Source organism: Stenotrophomonas sp. (assembly GCF_035634915.1).
Taxonomy (GTDB): Bacteria; Pseudomonadota; Gammaproteobacteria; order Xanthomonadales; family Xanthomonadaceae; genus Stenotrophomonas.
Map to the genome: position 1 here is coordinate 201,124 of NZ_DASQCB010000003.1, position 16,627 is coordinate 217,750.

Sequence of the window (16,627 nt, forward strand, 5' to 3'; positions counted from 1 at the left end):
CGGTAGCGCCGGGCCATGCCCGGCGGATTTGCCGCGTGCCGCTGCGCTCGCCGGGCACGGCCCGGCGCTACCCATTTACCGCGGCTTTGCCGGCGGCGGGTTGTCGCGCACCCATGCCTTGCGCTGTTCCGGGGTCATGTCCGCCCAGCGTTCGCGCAGCGCATCACGCTGGGCCGGGCTCAGCGTGCGCATCTGCCCGAACAGCGCGCGTGCCTGCTCACGCTGTTCCGGGCTCATGTGTTCGAACCGGCGCAGGCCACGGCGGGCCTTGTCGCGTTCTTCCGGGCTCATCGACTGCCAGCGCTGGCCGTGCGAGAGCATGCGCTGGCGCTGTCCGGCATCGGCGCCGTTCCAGCGGTCACGCAGTGGGGCCAGCAGTGCTTCGCGCTGGGCCGGGCTGAGCTGTTCCCAGTTCGGTAGCGCGGCGCTCGCACCCGGCGCGCCGGCAGGCGCGGTCGTCTGTGCCAGCAGCGGCGCGGCCGGCAACAGGATCAGGGCGAACAGCAGGGGTAGTGTGGGGTTTCGCAGCATGGTTCTCACTCCATCGCCAGGTCGGTGTCGCCCAGCCACAGGTACATGTCGGGATTCTCGTCGTACAGCGCGCTGTTGTCTTCCAGCGCGGCCACCGTCGGTGCCGGGGCCGGGCCGGAATGCGTACCCAGGCCAGTGAACTGCACGCCGATACCCAGCGCCATCACCAGCGAGCAGGCGCTGGCCAGCCACCAGCGCCAGCGGTCGGCGTGTGCTGCCTGGGCGCCGTGGCGGGCCTGGCGCAGCCGCATCAGCGTGGCCGGCGACAGCGACTGCAGTGACTGCGCGTGCAGGCTGCGCAGGGCGTCATCGGAAGGCAGGGGGCGGTTCACGGGTGGTTCTCCAGGTAATCCTGCAGCGCCTGCCGGGCGCGTGCCAGATGGGTTTTTACCGCGCCTTCGCTGCAGCCCATGGCGCGGGCGGTGGTGGCCCCGTCCAGGTCCTGCAGCACGCGCAGGGTGAAGGCCTCGCGCTGGCGGGCGGGAAGGGTGCGCAGGGCCTGCACCAGCTGCTGGTACTGTTGGCGCTGCTCAAGCGCCTGCGCCGGGTCCGGGCCGGGGTCGGCCCAGTCGATGTCGGCGCCGTCGGCATCGTGGTTGTCGCGCCAGAACGGCAGGCGGAAGCGGCGCCGGCGCTGCAGGTCGATCACCCGCCGGCGCAGGATGCTCCAGAACAGCGGCGCCCATTCGGCGGCCGGCTTGTCGGCGTAGTCCAACATGCGCAGCAGCGCGTCCTGCACCGCATCCAGCGCATCCTCGCGCTGGCGCAGCCCGGCCTCGGCGAAGCGGAACGCGCGCGGGCCGACGCTGGCCAGGAACGCGTCCAGCGACGCCGGCAGGGCGTCGGCATCAGCGGTCGGGGGGAGGGGGCTGCTCACCAGCACAGGGTACGGTTCCTCGCTCGGGGTCACCATCGACAACGCGTGAGCGCGGCTCTGGTTGACCGGAGTGCGCGTCGGGTTCAGCCCGTGGTTATGATGGGGCGACGAAGACAGAGCGGGAGGCGTTGCCGATGAGTGACGGGTTCGTGGCGCTGTACATCTTCATGCTGGCCGCAATCGCGGGCCACGTGATCATTTCGCGGGTGCCGGTCATCCTGCATACCCCGCTGATGTCGGGTTCCAACTTCATCCACGGCATCGTGCTGATCGGCGCGATGGTGGTGCTGGGCCACGCGCAGACACCGCTGGAGAAGGCCCTGGGCTTCCTCGCCGTGGTGCTGGGGGCCGGCAACGCTGCCGGTGGCTACGTGGTCACCGCGCGCATGCTGGAAATGTTCAAGCCGAGCGCACCCAGGGCTGGCAAGGACGAACCGAAGGAGCCGCAGGCTTGAACATCAGCACCGTCGAACTGCTCGATTGGCTGGTCAAGGCCAGCTACCTGGTGGCCGCCACGCTTTTCCTGCTGGGCCTGCAGCGCATGGCCTCACCACTCACCGCGCGCAGCGGCATCCGCTGGGCCGGGCTGGGCATGCTGCTGGCCACCGTGGCCACCTTCTTCCTGCCCGAGCTGCACAACGTACCGCTCATCCTGGTGGCCCTGCTGCTGGGCGCCGGCCTGGCCTGGTGGTCGGCCGGCAAGGTCGCCATCACCGACATGCCGCAGATGGTGGCGCTCTACAACGGCATGGGCGGTGGCTCGGCCGCGGCCATCGGCGCGGTCGAACTGCTGCGCTATGCCTTCCTGGCCAACCGCGATACCAGCCACTGGAGCGCGCAGGCGCTGGCCGACCTGGCCGCGCGCCAGCCCTCGGCCACCATGCTGCTGCTGGCGGTGGTCGGCGCGGCCATCGGCGCGGTGTCGCTGTCTGGTTCGGTCATCGCCTGGGCCAAGCTCGACGGTCGCCTGGACAAGCGCGTCACCTGGCCCGGCCAGCAGGCGCTGAACCTGCTGGTGGCGCTGGCCGTGGTGGTGCTGGCGATCATCGCCGCCAGCACCCTCAGCACCTGGTCCATCGTCGCCTTCTTCGTGCTGGCGCTGGCCCTGGGCGTGCTGATGACCCTGCCCATCGGCGGCGCCGACATGCCGGTGGTGATCTCGCTGTACAACGCGTTCACCGGCCTGGCGGTGTCCTTCGAAGGCTACGTGCTGGGCAACGAGGCGCTGATCATCGCCGGCATGATGGTCGGCGCGGCCGGCATCCTGCTGACCCGGCTGATGGCCAAGGCGATGAACCGGCCGATCAGCAACGTGCTGTTCTCCAACTTCGGCGGCGGTGCAGGCGGCGAGGCGCAGGCCATCACCGGCTCGCAGAAGCCCATCGAAGCGGCCGACGTGGCAGCGATGATGGCGTTCGCCGAGCGCGTGGTGATCGTGCCCGGCTACGGCATGGCCGTGGCCCAGGCCCAGCACAAGATCTGGGAGCTGGCGCAGCGTCTGGGCCAGCGCGGGGTGAAGGTGAAGTTCGCCATCCACCCGGTGGCCGGGCGCATGCCCGGGCACATGAACGTGCTGCTGGCCGAAGCCGGCGTGCCCTACGACCTGATCGCCGACATGGACGACATCAACCCCGAGTTCGCCAACACCGACGTGGTGCTGGTGATCGGTGCCAACGACGTGGTCAACCCGGTGGCGCGCACCGACCCGGCCAGCCCGATCTACGGCATGCCGGTGCTGGATGTGGTCAATGCCCGCAACGTGGTGGTGATCAAGCGCGGCAAGGGCACCGGCTTTGCCGGCATCGAGAATGCGCTGTTCTACGCCGACAACACCCGCATGCTGTACGGCGATGGCGCCGAGGCCGCGGCCTCGCTGGTGAGCGAACTGAAGGCGCTCGACGGCGGCCATTGAGGGGCGGTTGCACCCGGCAGGTGCGGACCTACCCGCGCATCCACGGTAGGTGCGGACCTACCCGCGCATCCCCGGTAGGTGCGGACCTTGGTCCGCACGCTCCTGCCGGTCAGCAACCGGCACCACCGCATCCACGCATGGCGTGGATCTACCCGGGCATCCCCGGCAGGTGCGGACCTTCCCGCGCATCCACGGCAGGTGCGGACCTTGGTCCGCACGCTCCTGCCAGCCAGCAGCCGGCACCACCGCATCCACGCATGGCCTGGATCTACCCGGGCATCCCCGGTAGCGCCGGGCCATGCCCGGCGGGCGCAGCAATAGGCGTGCTCAGCGCGCCAGCCAGGCGCCCACAACCACAGCCACCGCCAGCCAGACCCACTCCATCGCGCTGTTGGCCAGGCTGGTGAGGGTCCAGGCCAGGTGCGGGCCCATCCGCAGGGCGGCGTCCACCGGGCTCAGGCCGATCGAGCCGCCCATCCAGGCGCTGGCGATGCACCAGTAGGCGGTCAGCGAGACCAGCAGGGTGCCCAGTACCACCAGCACCACGCGCAGGCGGCCCGGGCCCAGCGTGCCCAGCCGCAGCATGAAGGTCAGTTCCAGGGCGGTCAGCACCGCCATCCAGCCGACCTGACGGCCGGTCATCAGGGCCAGCAGCACCCAGAGCATCGGAGCGACAACCAGGCCCAGCAGCAACATGAAGGGCCAAAGCCAGGTGACGGTCCTGGCACGCGCGGCATTGGAGGACATCGAAGCTTCCTGAAGGACACCCACAGGATACTGTGGTTTGCCGCGGTGCACCGGCGGGGGCAGGGCGGCTGGGCTAGAATGCCGTCTTGCGTGGCTCCAGCCGCGGCCCCATATCGGTCCCCATGTATTCCCGTAGCAGCGAACCTGTCCACTTCGAACGCGACTGCGAGGCCGTGATGGTCCCGCAGGGCGACACCGTCACCCTGCCTGCCGGCAGCTATGGCTACATCACCCAGGCGCTGGGCGGCAGCTATTCGGTGTTCGTCGAAGGCAATCTGTTCCGCATCGCCGGCAAGGACGGCGACGCCATCGGCAAAGAGGCGCCGGCACCGCTGGAACTGCCCGCCGATGCCACCGATGAACAGGTGGAACAGCTGGTCTGGCAGCAGCTGCGCACCTGCTTCGACCCGGAAATTCCGGTCAACATCGTCGAACTGGGCCTGGTCTACGAAGTGCAGATCAAGCACCTGGACGACGGCCAGCGCGAGATCGACGTGAAGATGACCCTGACCGCGCCCGGCTGCGGCATGGGTGACATCCTGGTCGACGACGTGCGCAGCAAGCTCGAGATGGTCCCGACCGTGGCCCAGGCCGATGTCGAACTGGTGTTCGACCCGCCGTGGAACCAGCACATGATGTCCGAGGCCGCCCGGCTCGAAACCGGCATGCTTTGACCCACGGCCCGCTGCACGGCGGGCCCGGCACTACCCGCAACCAGAACAGGAATCCTCCGGTGTCCCAGTCCATTCCCAGCTTCGCCGTCACCCGTTCGGACCACCCGCGCAGCGCTGAAGAGCGCGCCCAGATCCTGGAGAAGCCCGGCTTCGGCCTGCACTTCACCGATCACATGGTGGAAGTGCGCTGGGACAAGGATGCCGGCTGGCACAACGCCAACGTGCGTGCCTACGGCCCGCTGCAGCTGGACCCGGCCGCAGCCGTGCTGCATTACGGCCAGGAAATCTTCGAAGGCATCAAGGCCTACCGTCATGCCGACGGCTCGATCTGGACCTTCCGCCCCGACGCCAACGGCCGCCGCCTGCAGCGTTCGGCGCAGCGCCTGGCGCTGCCGGAACTGCCGGTGGAGATCTTCGTCGAATCGCTGAAGCAGCTGATCGCGCTGGACAGCGCCTGGGTGCCGTCGGCCGATGAGTCCAGCCTGTACTTCCGTCCGTTCATGATCGGCGACGAAGCCTTCCTCGGCGTGCGCGGCGCGCACAAGGCCGGCTACTACGTCATCGCCAGCCCGGCTGGCCCGTACTTCGCCAAGGGTGTGGCCCCGGTGTCGATCTGGCTGTCCACCGAATACGCGCGTGCAGCCAAGGGCGGCACCGGCGCGGCCAAGTGCGGTGGCAACTACGCCGCCTCGCTGCTGCCGCAGCAGAAGGCGCAGGCACAGGGCTGCTCGCAGGTGCTGTTCCTGGACCCGGTCGAGGGCAAGTACCTGGAAGAACTGGGTGGCATGAACGTCTTCCTGGTCTACAAGGATGGCACCCTGGTTACCCCGGAACTGTCCGGCAGCATCCTGGAAGGCATCACCCGCGAAAGCATCCTGCAGCTGGCCCGCGACCGCGGCATGAAGGTCGAAGAGCGCAAGGTCACCATCGACGAGTGGAAGAACGGCGTGGCCTCCGGTGACATCGCCGAAGTGTTCGCCTGCGGCACCGCTGCGGTGGTCACCCCGATCGGCCAGCTCAAGGGCGAAGGCTTCTCGGTGGGCGACATCAATGCCCCGGCCGGCGAAGTGACCATGTCGCTGCGCAAGGAACTGACCGACATCCAGTACGGCCGCCTGCCGGACCGCCACAACTGGCTGGTCAAGCTGGGCTGATCGCCCGCACTGCACCGTAGAGTCGAGCCATGCTCGACTGCCGTACCCCGGAAAGCCCGTCCCCGCGACGGGCTTTCTGCGTTATGGCGGCCTGCCGCCGGGCCCGGGCCTGGTCCTGCCGCGTCGGTTCCCGACACGGTGGCTGCCGATGTCGGCAAAGACAAGCCGGGACAGTAAAAGTCCCGTTCATGTCTGTGCAGGTCTCGTGAATTTGTCTTCATCTTCACAAACCCTGCACTCATCACGTCTCAGAACGGACATTTCATGTAGCTGAAAAGACGCTGAAAATCTTGTGGAGTCCGTTTCGGGCCATTAGCGTCAACAGTACGGCGGATCGCAGGGGAATCCGCTGACTGACCGGACCTCGAGCCATGCGTGCACACCTCCACCGCGCGCTCGGGCCGGTGCTTCTGCCGATTCCGGCATTCACACCACTAGAAAGGGAAATTCCGATGTCCCAGGTTTCGCAACTGCGTCTGCGCAGGTCGTGGGTGGTTCTCAGTGCATCCGTCGTCACCTCCCTGCTGCTGGCCGCCCCGGCCTTCGCTGGCGATGTCCAGCTCAGCGGGTTGAAGTCCGCGCCGCTGCACCAGCAGTTCATCGTCAAGTACAAGGATGGCAGCCAGGCCGTGGCCAACACCACCGTGCTGGCCTCCTCGCTGAAGACCGCCGCTGCCGGCCTCTCCAGCACCCAGGGCCGCGCCCTGGGCCTGCAGCAGGTCCGTCGCCTGGCGACCGGCCCGAGCGTGGTCCGTTCCGACCGCGCACTGGACCAGGCCGAATCCGAGCTGCTGATGCGCAAGCTCGCTGCCGACCCGAACGTCGAGTACGTGGAAGTCGACCAGATCATGCGCGCCAACCTGGTGCCCAATGATCCGCGCCTGAGCGAACAGTGGGGCTTCGGCACCTCCAACGCGTCGATCAACGTGCGCCCGGCGTGGGACCAGTCCACCGGTACCGGTGTGGTCGTGGCGGTCATCGATACCGGCATCACCAGCCACCCGGATCTGAACGCCAACATCCTGCCCGGCTATGACTTCATCAGCGATGCCTCGATGGCGCGCGATGGTGGTGGCCGCGACAACAACCCCAACGACGAAGGTGACTGGTACGCCGCCAACGAATGCGGCGCTGGCTACCCGGCCTCCAACTCCAGCTGGCACGGCACCCACGTGGCCGGCACCATCGCCGCGGTGACCAACAACAGCACCGGCGTGGCCGGTACCGCCTACAACGCCAAGGTCGTGCCGGTTCGCGTGCTCGGCAAGTGCGGCGGCTACACCTCGGACATCGTCGACGCCATCACCTGGGCCTCCGGTGGCACGGTCAGCGGCGTGCCGGCCAATGCCAACCCGGCGGAAGTCATCAACATGTCGCTGGGCGGCAGCGGTACCTGTTCGACCACCTACCAGAACGCCATCAACGGCGCCGTCGGTCGCGGTACCACCGTAGTGGTCGCCGCCGGCAACGAGTCGGCCAACGTTTCCACCTCGGTCCCGGCCAACTGCGCCAATGTCGTCGCCGTTGCGGCGACCACCTCGGCCGGCGCCAAGGCCAGCTTCTCCAACTACGGTACCGGCATCGATGTGTCGGCCCCGGGCCAGAGCATCCTCTCCACGCTCAACACCGGCACTACGGTTCCGGCCAGCGCGACCTATGCCTCCTACAACGGTACCTCGATGGCGGCCCCGCACGTGGCCGGTGTGGTGGCGCTGATGCAGTCGGTGGCGCCCTCGCCGCTGAGCCCGGCACAGGTGGAAAGCATCCTCAAGAGCACGGCACGTGCACTGCCGGGCGCCTGCTCGGGTGGCTGCGGCGCGGGCATCGTCGATGCCAATGCCGCGGTTACCGCCGCCAAGAACGGCACCGGCGGCGGCAACCCGAACCCGGGTGGCACCGTGCTGCAGAACAACGTGCCGGTGACCGGCCTGGGCGCTGCCAGCGGCGCCTCGCTCAGCTACACGGTGGAAGTGCCGGCCGGTCGTTCGCAGCTGCGCGTGGCAATCAGCGGCGGCAGCGGTGATGCCGACCTGTATGTCCGCCAGGGCAGCGCCCCCACCGACACCACCTACACCTGCCGCCCGTACCTGAGCGGCAACAACGAAACCTGCACCATCAACAGCCCTGCGGCTGGCACCTGGCATGTCCGGGTGAAGGCCTACAGCACCTTCTCGGGCGTGACCCTCAACGCCCAGTACTGAGCCCAAGTCCCTCTCCAAGGGCACGCCCCGGCCTCGGCCGGGGCGTTTTTTTCTGTAGAGCCGAGCCCACGCTCGGCTGTCAGAAGTCTGCCGAGCATGGGCTCGGCACTACAACTTCGTCAGACCGACTCGAAGCGGTTGGCCGCCACGTTCTTGCGCACATGCTGCGGGTCGAAGATGCGGCCGTTCATCGCGATGTACACGCCGGTCGGCAGCGACTGCACTGCACCGATCGCGCAGCCGATGTTGAACTCCGCATCCGAACCACGGAAGCGTGCCGGGCTCAGCGCGCCGGTCATCACGATGGTCTTGTCCGGAATCGTCGCCAGCACCTGGCCGGTCTGCACCATCGAATCGGTGCCATGGGTCACCAGCACATGGCGGGTCGCCTGCGCAGCGATGGTCGCGCGGATCAGCTCGCGGTCGTCGTCGTTGATGTGCAGCGAATCCTTGCGCAGGATCGGAATCACATTGAAGCGGAAGGTCACCCCAAGCTCCCGCAGGATCATGCCGATCTGCGGGTCACCGATCTGGTAGTCCGACTTGTCGTCGAAGTAGATCTTGTCGATCGTGCCACCGGTGGTGACGACCAGGAGCTCTTCCATCATGTGCATGCGCGAAACCAGGACAGGTACAGCGGCGCGGGGCCGGGAACACAGATGATAAGGCCCGGCGGCCGCAGCGTCAGCGTCGCTTGCTGAAGCGGGCGCGCAGCCCCGGCAGGCTGGCGGCGAAGATCACCAACAGGGCCAGGGCGATCTCGATCAGCGCCAGCCAGCGGGTCTCCGGGTGGCTCCAGGCGCTCATCACGCCATGACTGAACCAGCCCAGGGCCAGCACCGAGGCCCAGAACCCGGCCTTGCGCCAGCCCAGCTGCAGGGCAATGGCCAGCGCCAGTGGCGGTGCGGTGAACACCAGCTGGGTGGCCAGCCAGTGCTTGTCATTGATGAACCAGCCGACGTACAGCGCTGCCAGGCCCAACAGGGCCAGCAGCAGGGCCGTGCGCGGCGCGGTGTTCATCGGGCCAGCCGCTGGGCGATGTCGGCCACCCGGCGGCCCAGTGCGCGGGCCAGCATGGCCTCGTCGTCGGTCGGCTGCGGGTCGTCGGCGGCGCCGGCCACGTGGCTGGCGCCATAGGGGGTGCCGCCGCTGGTGGTGTGGCTCAACGCCGGCTCGGTGAAGGGGATGCCGACGATCAGGCAGCCGTGGTGCAGCAGCGGCACCTGCATCGACAGCAGGGTCGACTCCTGTCCGCCATGCATCGAAGCGGTGGAGGTGAATACGCCGGCCGGCTTGCCGGCAAGGGTGCCATTGACCCATTCGGCGCCCAGCCCATCAAGGAAATGCTTGACCGGGGCGGCCATGTTGCCGAAGCGGGTAGGGCTGCCCAGCAGCACGCCCTGGCAGTCGGCCAGGTCCTGTACGCTCACGTAGGGCGCGCCGTCATCGGGTACCGGCGGCTGCGCGGTCTGGGTCACCGCGGCCACGGGCGGCACCGTGCGCAGGCGCGCGGTCATGCCCGGCACCTCGCCGATGCCCCGCGCGATCTGGCGCGCCAGCCGTGCCACCGAACCGCCCCGGCTGTAGTACAGCACCAGAATCTCGCCCATCGCGCCCAGGTCTCCTCATCGTGTGGATGCCAGTATGGCTATCCTGCATCGATTGCGCATCGGGTACCCTTGCCCCGATGGAACCTCTGGATACGCTCAACCTGTGGATGGAGCGCGCGCGGGACCGCGCACGGGCCGCCAGCTTCGGTCGCTTTCTCTGGCGCCGCTTCCTCGACGACCGCCTGTTCCAGGCAGCGGCGGCGCTGGCCTACACCACCGTCTTCGCGCTGGTGCCGCTGGCGATCGTGGTGTTCGGGGTGCTGTCGGCGTTCCCGGTGTTCGACCGCTGGAGCGACCAGCTCAGCGACTACGTGTTCTCCAACTTCGTGCCCAGCGCCGCGCGCGCGGCCGAAGGCTACCTGCGGCAGTTCTCGGCCAGTGCCGGCCAGCTCACCGCCGCCGGCTTCATTGCCCTGGTCGTCTCGCTGCTGATCACCCTCAACAGCGTCGAGGAAACCTTCAACCAGATCTGGCGGGTGGGCAGCACGCGGCCCAAGCTGACCCGCTTCCTGGTCTACTGGACCGTGCTGACCCTGGGCGCGATGCTCGCGGCCGCTTCGCTGGCGGTGTCGGCGCGGGTGTTCGCGATGCCGCTGTTCGGCACCCAGGAAGGGCGCTGGCTGGCGGACCTGTCGCTGCGGCTGGCGCCGGTGCTGATCGAGTTCGTCTGCATCATGCTGATGTTCCGCGTGGTACCGCACCACACGGTGAAGTGGCGGCATGCGATTCCCGGCGCGGTGCTGGCCGCAGTGCTGCTGGAGCTGATCAAGTGGGGCATCGGGGCCTACCTGGGCAGCTTCCAGTCCTACCAGAAGCTCTATGGCACGGTCGCCTTCGTGCCGATCCTGCTGCTGTGGATCTACCTGTGCTGGGTGGCCGTACTGCTGGGCGCTTCGCTGGCTTCGTCGATGGCCGCCTTCCGCTACCAGCCGGTGGAACTGCGCCTGCCGCAGGGCTTCGAGTTCTACGGCCTGCTGCGCCTGCTCGGGCGCTTCCACTACGCGCGCGGCAAGGGCCGTGGCCTGGCCGACGATGAGATCCTGCGGCTGGAGCCGATGCTGACCGATTCGCTGCTGCAGGACCTGGCCTGCAACCTGCAGGACATCGGCCTGCTGCGCCGCGACGAGCGCGGCGAATGGCTGCTGGCACGCGATCTGGACCAGGTCAGCCTGGCCGATCTGTACGAATGCACGCAGTTGCGCATCCCGGTGTCCGAGCAGCATCTGCCGTACCGCGATGACAGCCTGGGCCAGGCCGCGCTGGCCGCCCTGGACGAACTTCGCCTGCCGCTGCGTGAGCGCCTCAAGCGCCGCGTCAGCGACATCTATCCTGATTCCGGAGAAAAACCATGATCCGCTCGCCCCTGTTGAAGGCCCTGCCGCTCGCCCTGCTGCTGGCCCTGGCTGCCTGCAAGCCTGCGCAGGAGCCGGCCCCGGCCAGCAGCGCACCGCCTGCCCAGGCACCGGCGCCGGTGGCCCCGGCGGCTGCGGACGAGAATCCGGCCGAGCGCACCACGGCCGAGTTCCCGACCCTGAAGATGAAGGCCATCGACGGCAGCGAGTACGACCTGGCCGCGCACCGTGGCAAGTGGGTGGTGGTGAACTTCTGGGCGACCTGGTGTGCGCCGTGCCGCAAGGAGATGCCGGAGCTTTCAGCGCTGCACGCCATGCGCAGCAACATCGAAGTGGTGGGCCTGGCCTACGAGGACATCGAGACGCCGGAGATGCAGGCGTTCCTGGCCAAGCACCCGGTGACCTATCCGATCGTGGTGGTGGATCCGTTCGACCCGCCGGCCGATTTCGCGATCCCACGCGGCCTGCCGCTGACCCACCTGATCGATCCGAAGGGCAAGGTCGCGCACACATTCCTGGGGCCGGTCACTGCAGCTGACATCGAACAGCAGATCGCGGCTGCCCGGTAGAGTCGACCGTTGGTCGACCGTTCCGCTCTACCCGGCGTCAACACCGCCTCGGCAACCACTGCGCTACGCTCGGGCATCTTTCCAGCGTGGTGCAACGATGGGCAAGCTCAAGCGCAAGGAATACGACGAACTGCTGCAGCCGCTGCAGCTGGAACTGACCGCAATGGCGCGCTGGGTGCAGCACAGCGGCCAGCGCCTGCTGGTGCTGTTCGAAGGCCGTGACACGGCCGGCAAGGGCGGCGCGATCCAGGCCATCAGCCAGCACCTCAACCCGCGCCAGTGCCGGGTGGTGGCGCTGCCGAAGCCGACCGACCGTGAATCCACCCAGTGGTACTTCCAGCGCTACGCCAGCCACCTGCCGGCGGCAGGCGAGATCGTGCTGATGGACCGCAGCTGGTACAACCGCGCCGGTGTGGAACGGGTGATGGGCTATTGCAGCGAGGCCGAGTATCAACAGTTCCTGCACCAGGCTCCGGTGTTCGAACAGCTGTTGGTGGACGATGGCATCCTGTTGTTCAAGTACTGGCTGTGCGTGGACCAGGCACAGCAGGAAAAGCGCTTCGAGGAGCGCCACAGCGATCCGTTGAAGGGCTGGAAGCTGTCACCGGTGGATCTGAAATCGCGCAGCAAGTACAGCGCCTATACCGAAGCCCGCGAAGCGATGCTGCGCGCCACCCATCGCGATGCGGCGCCGTGGACGCTGGTGGATTTCAACGACCAGCGCCTGGGGCGGCTGTCGCTGGTACGCAACCTGCTGGATCGTCTGCCGGATACGCGGGTGGATGAGCCGGTGCTGGACCTGCCGAAGCTGAAGGGCAAACTGCATGTGGAGCATTACGACGTGCTGCGGCCGATCGAGGACTTTCCCGTGAAGGATTGAGCGGACCGGTAGAGTCGACCGTTGGTCGACTCTACCCCGCCAGGCCAATCCAGCCGTGCTCGCGCGCCAATGCCTGCAGCAGCGCCGACAGATCCATCGCAAACCCGGCCATGTCGAACACGCCGCTGCCCCCGCGTGCCTGCGCCAGCTCAGCGCGCAGCGCGGCCAGCGCTGCAGGGTCGTTGCCCAGTGCGCTGGCAGCAGCGATGAAGGCAGCATCATCGGCCACATTCATGCGCGCCATGCCGAGGTGATGGTTGAGGCTGCCGGCCACACGCGCAGCGAAGGTGTCGCCAGGGCAGGTCAGCACCGGGCAGCCGGCCCACAGCGCATCGGAGGCTGTGGTGTGCGCGTTGTACGGGTGCGTGTCCAGGAACAGGTCGGCCAGCGCATAACGGGCGAGGTATTGCGGGTGTGGCAGCTTGGCCATGAACACCAGTCGTGCCGGATCCACGCCGGCCGCCTGCACGGCCGCGCGCAGGCGCGCATCGGCCTGGCCGGGGCCGGACAGCAGCCACAGCACGCTGCCCGGCACCGCCTGCAGTACCGCAAAGGCGCGGTGCATGCTGCGCGGGTTGAGCTTGTAGCTGTTGTTGAAACAGCAGAACACCACGCCGCGTTCGGGTAGACCACACTCGGCACGCGTCGGTGCCGGCTCCAGCACGCGGGTATTGTCCGAGGGCTGGAAGGCACGCGGCAGGCGCAGTACGCGTTCGCTGTAATGCGGCTCCAGTGCCGGCGGCAGGGCAAAGGCATCGCCAACCACCGCATCCATCCATGGCGCACCGGACGTGCCGGGGTAAGCCAGCCAGTTCAGCTGCAGCGGCGAGGGGCGCAGGGCCAGCACCTCCGGCGTACCGCCGCCGCCCCAGCCGCGCAGGTCGAACAGCATGTCGATCCCCTGCGCGCGGATCTGCGCGGCCGTATCGGCATGGCGTAGTCCGGCCACTTCATGCAGCCGGGTGGCCGCCTGCAGGCGCTGGCGGATGCGGCTGCCGTCGCTGCGGTTGAGCGCGAACAGATGCAGCTGCAGTGCCGGGTCGGCCTGCAGCTGTTCCAGCAGGGCGACGGTCAGCAGGCCAGTGGGATGGGCGCCGAAACCGTTGGAGAGGAAGCCGATCCGCAGTGGGCCACGGGCACGCACCGTTACCGCCGGCAGCGGGCGCACGGCTGCGGCTACGGCAGCCGCACGCACGCGGGCGCAGGCCAGCTGTTCGGCGGCGCTGGCGTCCTCGCTGAGGAAGGCGAAGGGTTCGACCACTCCCTGGCCGCTGGCAACGGCGGCGCGCACCTGCGCGGCCAGCGCATCCAGGTCCTGCCAGTCGCACAGGCGGCGCTGCCATGCCAGGCGCTGTGCGGCGATGTACGGCTCGCCGGGCAGCAGCGTGTGCGCGCGGCGGTAGGCGGCGGCCGCACCTTCGGCATCGTCGGCATCTTCCAGCGCGTGCCCCAGCCACAGGGCGATGCCAGGGTGTTCCGGTGCCAGCGAGGCGGCCTGGCCGAGCAGGGTGGCCGCATCGGCATGGGCGCCCGCCATCCACGCTACACGGCCCAGCCGGGCCAGTGCTTCGGGGTGGTTGGGCCGCAGTTGCAGGGCGCGGCGCGCGGCACGCTCGCCAGCACCGATGTCGCCCGCTTCCAGCTCCAGGTCAGCCAGCATCACCCAGGCGATGAAATCACCCGGCTGGCGTGCCAGCGCCTGCTGCAGTTGCTGCCGCTGCTGCCAGGCCGACACCGGCTCAGCCCGCCGCCAGCTGGGCCAGCGCGTCCACCTGGTGCTCGTGGCTCAGGCGCTGCAGCAGCGCGTCGAGGTCGCCAGCCAGGATGTTGGGCAGGTCGTACAGGGTCAGCCCTTCCACGCGGTGGTCGGTGATCCGGCCCTGCGGGAAGTTGTAGGTGCGGATGCGCTGGCTGCGGTCGCCGCTGCCCACCTGCAGGCGCCGCGATTCAGCCTGTGCCGCGTCCTGGCGCTGGCGCTCGGCATCCAGCAGCTGCGCCTTCAGGCGCTTCATGGCCTTGTCCCGGTTGGCGTGCTGGCTGCGCTCGGTCTGGCATTCCACCACCACGCCCGTGGGCACGTGGGTGATGCGGATGGCCGATTCGGTCTTGTTGACGTGCTGGCCGCCAGCGCCGGACGAACGGAAGGTATCGACCTTCAGGTCGGCCGGACTGATGACGATCTCTTCGACTTCGTCAGCTTCGGGAATGATCGCCACGGTCGCCGCCGAGGTATGGATGCGGCCCTGCGATTCGGTGGCCGGCACGCGCTGCACGCGGTGCGTGCCCGATTCGAACTTCAGGCGCGAGAACGCACCGCGACCAACCACGCGCGCCACCACTTCCTTGTAGCCGCCATGTTCGCCGGGGTTGTCCGATTCGATCTCGACCTTCCAGCCCTGGCGCTCGGCATAGCGGGCGTACATGCGGAACAGGTCGCCGGCGAAGATCGCCGCCTCGTCGCCGCCGGTACCGGCGCGCACTTCCAGGAACAGGTTGCCCTCGTCGCGCGGGTCACGTGGCACCAGCAGCAGGGCCAGTTCCTGTTCCAGTTCCTGCAGGCGGGCCTGGGCAGCGGCGATTTCCTCCTCCGCCAGTTCGCGCAGGTCGGGGTCGGCGCGCATGCCTTCGGCGGCGGCGAGGTCGGCCTTGGCACGGGCTTCGTCGGCCAGGGCGGTGGCGACCGGTTCAAGTTGGGCGAATTCGCGCGAAAGATCGCGGAAACGGGTGTTATCGGCGACCACGTCGGGTTCGGCGAGCAGGCGTTCCAGTTCTTCGCGGCGCTCGGCCAGCGCTTCCAGCTTACGGCGCAGGGTCGGCGTCATCGGGTCTCACGGGTGGGTGGCGGTAGCCCGGCGTGGCCGGGAACAGGCGCTCGGCGGCGCGGGTCAGGTCGGCATCGCCAGTGAGCGCGGCCGCGCGCAGGGCGGCGGTGGGCGGGTGCAGCAGGCGGTTGGTCAGGCCGTGGGCCAGCAGTTCCAGCACTTCGTCGGCTGGCTTGCCATTGGCCAGCTGCTGCCGGGCGCGTTCCAGCAGCTCGGCGCGGGTGGCCTCGCCGAAGGCACGCAGCTGCCGCAGCGGTGCCTGGTGCGCACTGGCCTGCAGGGTTTCGACAAAGCGCGACACCTGCAGGTCGATGATCGCCTCGGCTTCGGCGGCCGCCTCGCGGCGACCGCGGCGGTTGTCTTCCACCGCGCGTTCAAGATCGTCGACGGTGTACAGGAAGGCGTCGTTGAGCGTGCCGACCTCGGCTTCGATGTCACGCGGCACGGCCAGATCGAACAGCAGCATCGGCTTGTGCCGGCGCGCGCGCAGGGCCTTGGCCACCATCTCGCGGTGGATGACCGGTTCACGCGCGGCGGTGGCCGAGAACACCACGTCGGCCTCGGCCAGGTGGCGTTCCAGTTCGGTCAGCGGCAGCGCCACACCGCCATGGCGGGTGGCCAGTTCCTGCGCATGGGCCAGAGTGCGGTTGGCAATCAGCAGGCGGCGCACCTTGCCTTCGCTCAGGTGCCGTGCAGCCAGCTCGATGGTCTCGCCCGCGCCGACCAGCAGCACGGTTGAATCGTCCAGGCGGGCGAACGCGTTCTGCGCCAGGCGCACTGCGGCCGAGGCCACCGACACCGGGTTGGCGCCCACCTGGGTGTCGGTGCGCGCGCGCTTGGCGACCGAGAAGGTCTGCTGGAACAGCCGGTCCAGGCGCTGGCCGAGCAGGCCGTGGTCGCGCGCGGTGGACCAGGCGTCCTTCACCTGGCCCAGGATCTGCGGCTCGCCCAGCACCATCGAATCCAGCCCGGTGGCGACCCGGAACAGGTGGCGCACCGCATCGGCGTCAGCGTGCTTGTACAGGTAACCCTGCAGATCGCCGGCCTGGCTGTGCAGCCACTGGTCAAGCGCCTGCGGCGAGTCGGCCACCGCGTACAGTTCAGTGCGGTTGCAGGTGGACAGCAGGACCGCCTCGGCGATCTGCGGGGTATCGCGCAGCGAACCGAGCGCGCGCGGCAGCGCGTCACCGGCGAAGGCCGCGCGCTCGCGCAGCTCTACCGGTGCGGTCTGGTGATTCAGTCCGAGCACCCACAGGGTCATTGTTCAGTTGCTTGCGATAAGCTGCTGGCCATTGGAC

Annotated in this window: 18 protein-coding genes; 8 read left to right on the plus strand and 10 right to left on the minus strand. The window is 68.6% G+C overall.

Going from position 1 to position 16,627, the window contains the following annotated elements; genetic code table 11:
* Positions 1-75: 75 nt before the first annotated feature.
* The 3 genes from VER16_RS03960 to VER16_RS03970 are packed head-to-tail and all read right to left on the minus strand — an operon-like array spanning position 76 to position 1,444.
* On the minus strand, positions 76-531 hold the full coding sequence (locus VER16_RS03960; RefSeq protein WP_324805560.1) for a DUF3106 domain-containing protein: 456 nt from the start codon (positions 529-531) through the stop codon (positions 76-78).
* A 5-nt stretch (positions 532-536) separates the two neighbouring features.
* Complete coding sequence (locus tag VER16_RS03965; RefSeq protein WP_324805561.1) at positions 537-863, minus strand: hypothetical protein; 327 nt, start codon at positions 861-863, stop codon at positions 537-539.
* A complete protein-coding gene (locus VER16_RS03970) occupies positions 860-1,444 on the minus strand; it encodes an RNA polymerase sigma factor (RefSeq protein WP_324805562.1) in 585 nt (194 codons plus the stop codon). The genes VER16_RS03965 and VER16_RS03970 overlap by 4 nt, the downstream gene beginning before the upstream one ends.
* A 98-nt stretch (positions 1,445-1,542) precedes the next feature.
* Between VER16_RS03970 and VER16_RS03975 the strand changes: the two genes are divergently transcribed.
* Positions 1,543-1,863, plus strand: coding sequence for an NAD(P) transhydrogenase subunit alpha (locus VER16_RS03975; RefSeq protein ID WP_324805563.1), 321 nt, complete (start codon positions 1,543-1,545; stop codon positions 1,861-1,863).
* Entirely contained in the window at positions 1,860-3,320 is a 1,461-nt protein-coding gene (locus VER16_RS03980) for an NAD(P)(+) transhydrogenase (Re/Si-specific) subunit beta (RefSeq protein ID WP_324805564.1), read from the plus strand. The genes VER16_RS03975 and VER16_RS03980 overlap by 4 nt, the downstream gene beginning before the upstream one ends.
* Positions 3,321-3,647: 327 nt before the next feature.
* Here the strand turns inward: VER16_RS03980 and VER16_RS03985 are convergent, their stop codons facing one another.
* Positions 3,648-4,067, minus strand: coding sequence for a hypothetical protein (locus tag VER16_RS03985; protein WP_324805565.1), 420 nt, complete (start codon positions 4,065-4,067; stop codon positions 3,648-3,650).
* Between the two features lie 122 nt (positions 4,068-4,189).
* Between VER16_RS03985 and sufT the strand changes: the two genes are divergently transcribed.
* The 3 genes from sufT to VER16_RS04000 all read left to right on the plus strand — a co-directional run bounded on the left by sufT (position 4,190) and on the right by VER16_RS04000 (position 8,096).
* Positions 4,190-4,741 carry a putative Fe-S cluster assembly protein SufT gene (gene sufT, locus VER16_RS03990; RefSeq protein WP_108764140.1) on the plus strand — a complete coding sequence of 184 codons (552 nt, stop codon included), beginning with the start codon at positions 4,190-4,192 and terminating at the stop codon, positions 4,739-4,741.
* 59 nt (positions 4,742-4,800) lie between these two features.
* Complete coding sequence (locus VER16_RS03995; protein ID WP_313439861.1) at positions 4,801-5,895, plus strand: branched-chain amino acid aminotransferase; 1,095 nt, start codon at positions 4,801-4,803, stop codon at positions 5,893-5,895.
* Between the two features lie 452 nt (positions 5,896-6,347).
* Complete coding sequence (locus tag VER16_RS04000; protein WP_324805566.1) at positions 6,348-8,096, plus strand: S8 family peptidase; 1,749 nt, start codon at positions 6,348-6,350, stop codon at positions 8,094-8,096.
* A 119-nt stretch (positions 8,097-8,215) separates the two neighbouring features.
* Here the strand turns inward: VER16_RS04000 and VER16_RS04005 are convergent, their stop codons facing one another.
* The 3 genes from VER16_RS04005 to wrbA form a co-directional block, all read right to left on the minus strand.
* A complete protein-coding gene (locus VER16_RS04005) occupies positions 8,216-8,701 on the minus strand; it encodes an asparaginase domain-containing protein (RefSeq protein ID WP_079220726.1) in 486 nt (161 codons plus the stop codon).
* A 79-nt stretch (positions 8,702-8,780) separates the two neighbouring features.
* Positions 8,781-9,116: a DUF2069 domain-containing protein gene (locus VER16_RS04010; RefSeq protein WP_324805567.1), complete on the minus strand. Its 336-nt coding sequence runs from the start codon at positions 9,114-9,116 to the stop codon at positions 8,781-8,783.
* On the minus strand, positions 9,113-9,706 hold the full coding sequence (wrbA, locus tag VER16_RS04015) for an NAD(P)H:quinone oxidoreductase (RefSeq protein WP_324805568.1): 594 nt from the start codon (positions 9,704-9,706) through the stop codon (positions 9,113-9,115). Before wrbA ends, VER16_RS04010 begins: the two co-directional genes overlap by 4 nt.
* Before the next feature lie 77 nt (positions 9,707-9,783).
* Between wrbA and VER16_RS04020 the strand changes: the two genes are divergently transcribed.
* The 3 genes from VER16_RS04020 to ppk2 all read left to right on the plus strand — a co-directional run bounded on the left by VER16_RS04020 (position 9,784) and on the right by ppk2 (position 12,507).
* Positions 9,784-11,058: a YihY family inner membrane protein gene (locus tag VER16_RS04020; RefSeq protein WP_324805569.1), complete on the plus strand. Its 1,275-nt coding sequence runs from the start codon at positions 9,784-9,786 to the stop codon at positions 11,056-11,058.
* A complete protein-coding gene (locus tag VER16_RS04025; RefSeq protein ID WP_324805570.1) occupies positions 11,055-11,627 on the plus strand; it encodes a TlpA disulfide reductase family protein in 573 nt (190 codons plus the stop codon). Before VER16_RS04020 ends, VER16_RS04025 begins: the two co-directional genes overlap by 4 nt.
* Positions 11,628-11,724: 97 nt before the next feature.
* The gene (gene ppk2 / locus VER16_RS04030; protein ID WP_200753234.1) at positions 11,725-12,507 is read left to right on the plus strand and encodes a polyphosphate kinase 2; all 783 of its coding nucleotides are present in this window, start codon (positions 11,725-11,727) and stop codon (positions 12,505-12,507) included.
* Positions 12,508-12,538: 31 nt separating this feature from the next.
* Here ppk2 and VER16_RS04035 read toward each other — a convergent pair whose 3' ends face one another.
* From VER16_RS04035 to hemA, 3 genes are read right to left on the minus strand one after another with little or no spacing between them, the layout of a single operon-like run.
* Complete coding sequence (locus VER16_RS04035; protein WP_324805571.1) at positions 12,539-14,242, minus strand: tetratricopeptide repeat protein; 1,704 nt, start codon at positions 14,240-14,242, stop codon at positions 12,539-12,541.
* 4 nt (positions 14,243-14,246) lie between these two features.
* Positions 14,247-15,329, minus strand: a complete 1,083-nt coding sequence (gene prfA / locus VER16_RS04040) for a peptide chain release factor 1 (RefSeq protein WP_324805572.1) — start codon at positions 15,327-15,329, stop codon at positions 14,247-14,249.
* The gene (gene hemA / locus VER16_RS04045) at positions 15,307-16,590 is read right to left on the minus strand and encodes a glutamyl-tRNA reductase (RefSeq protein ID WP_324805573.1); all 1,284 of its coding nucleotides are present in this window, start codon (positions 16,588-16,590) and stop codon (positions 15,307-15,309) included. Before hemA ends, prfA begins: the two co-directional genes overlap by 23 nt.
* Between the last annotated feature and the right edge of the window lie 37 nt (positions 16,591-16,627).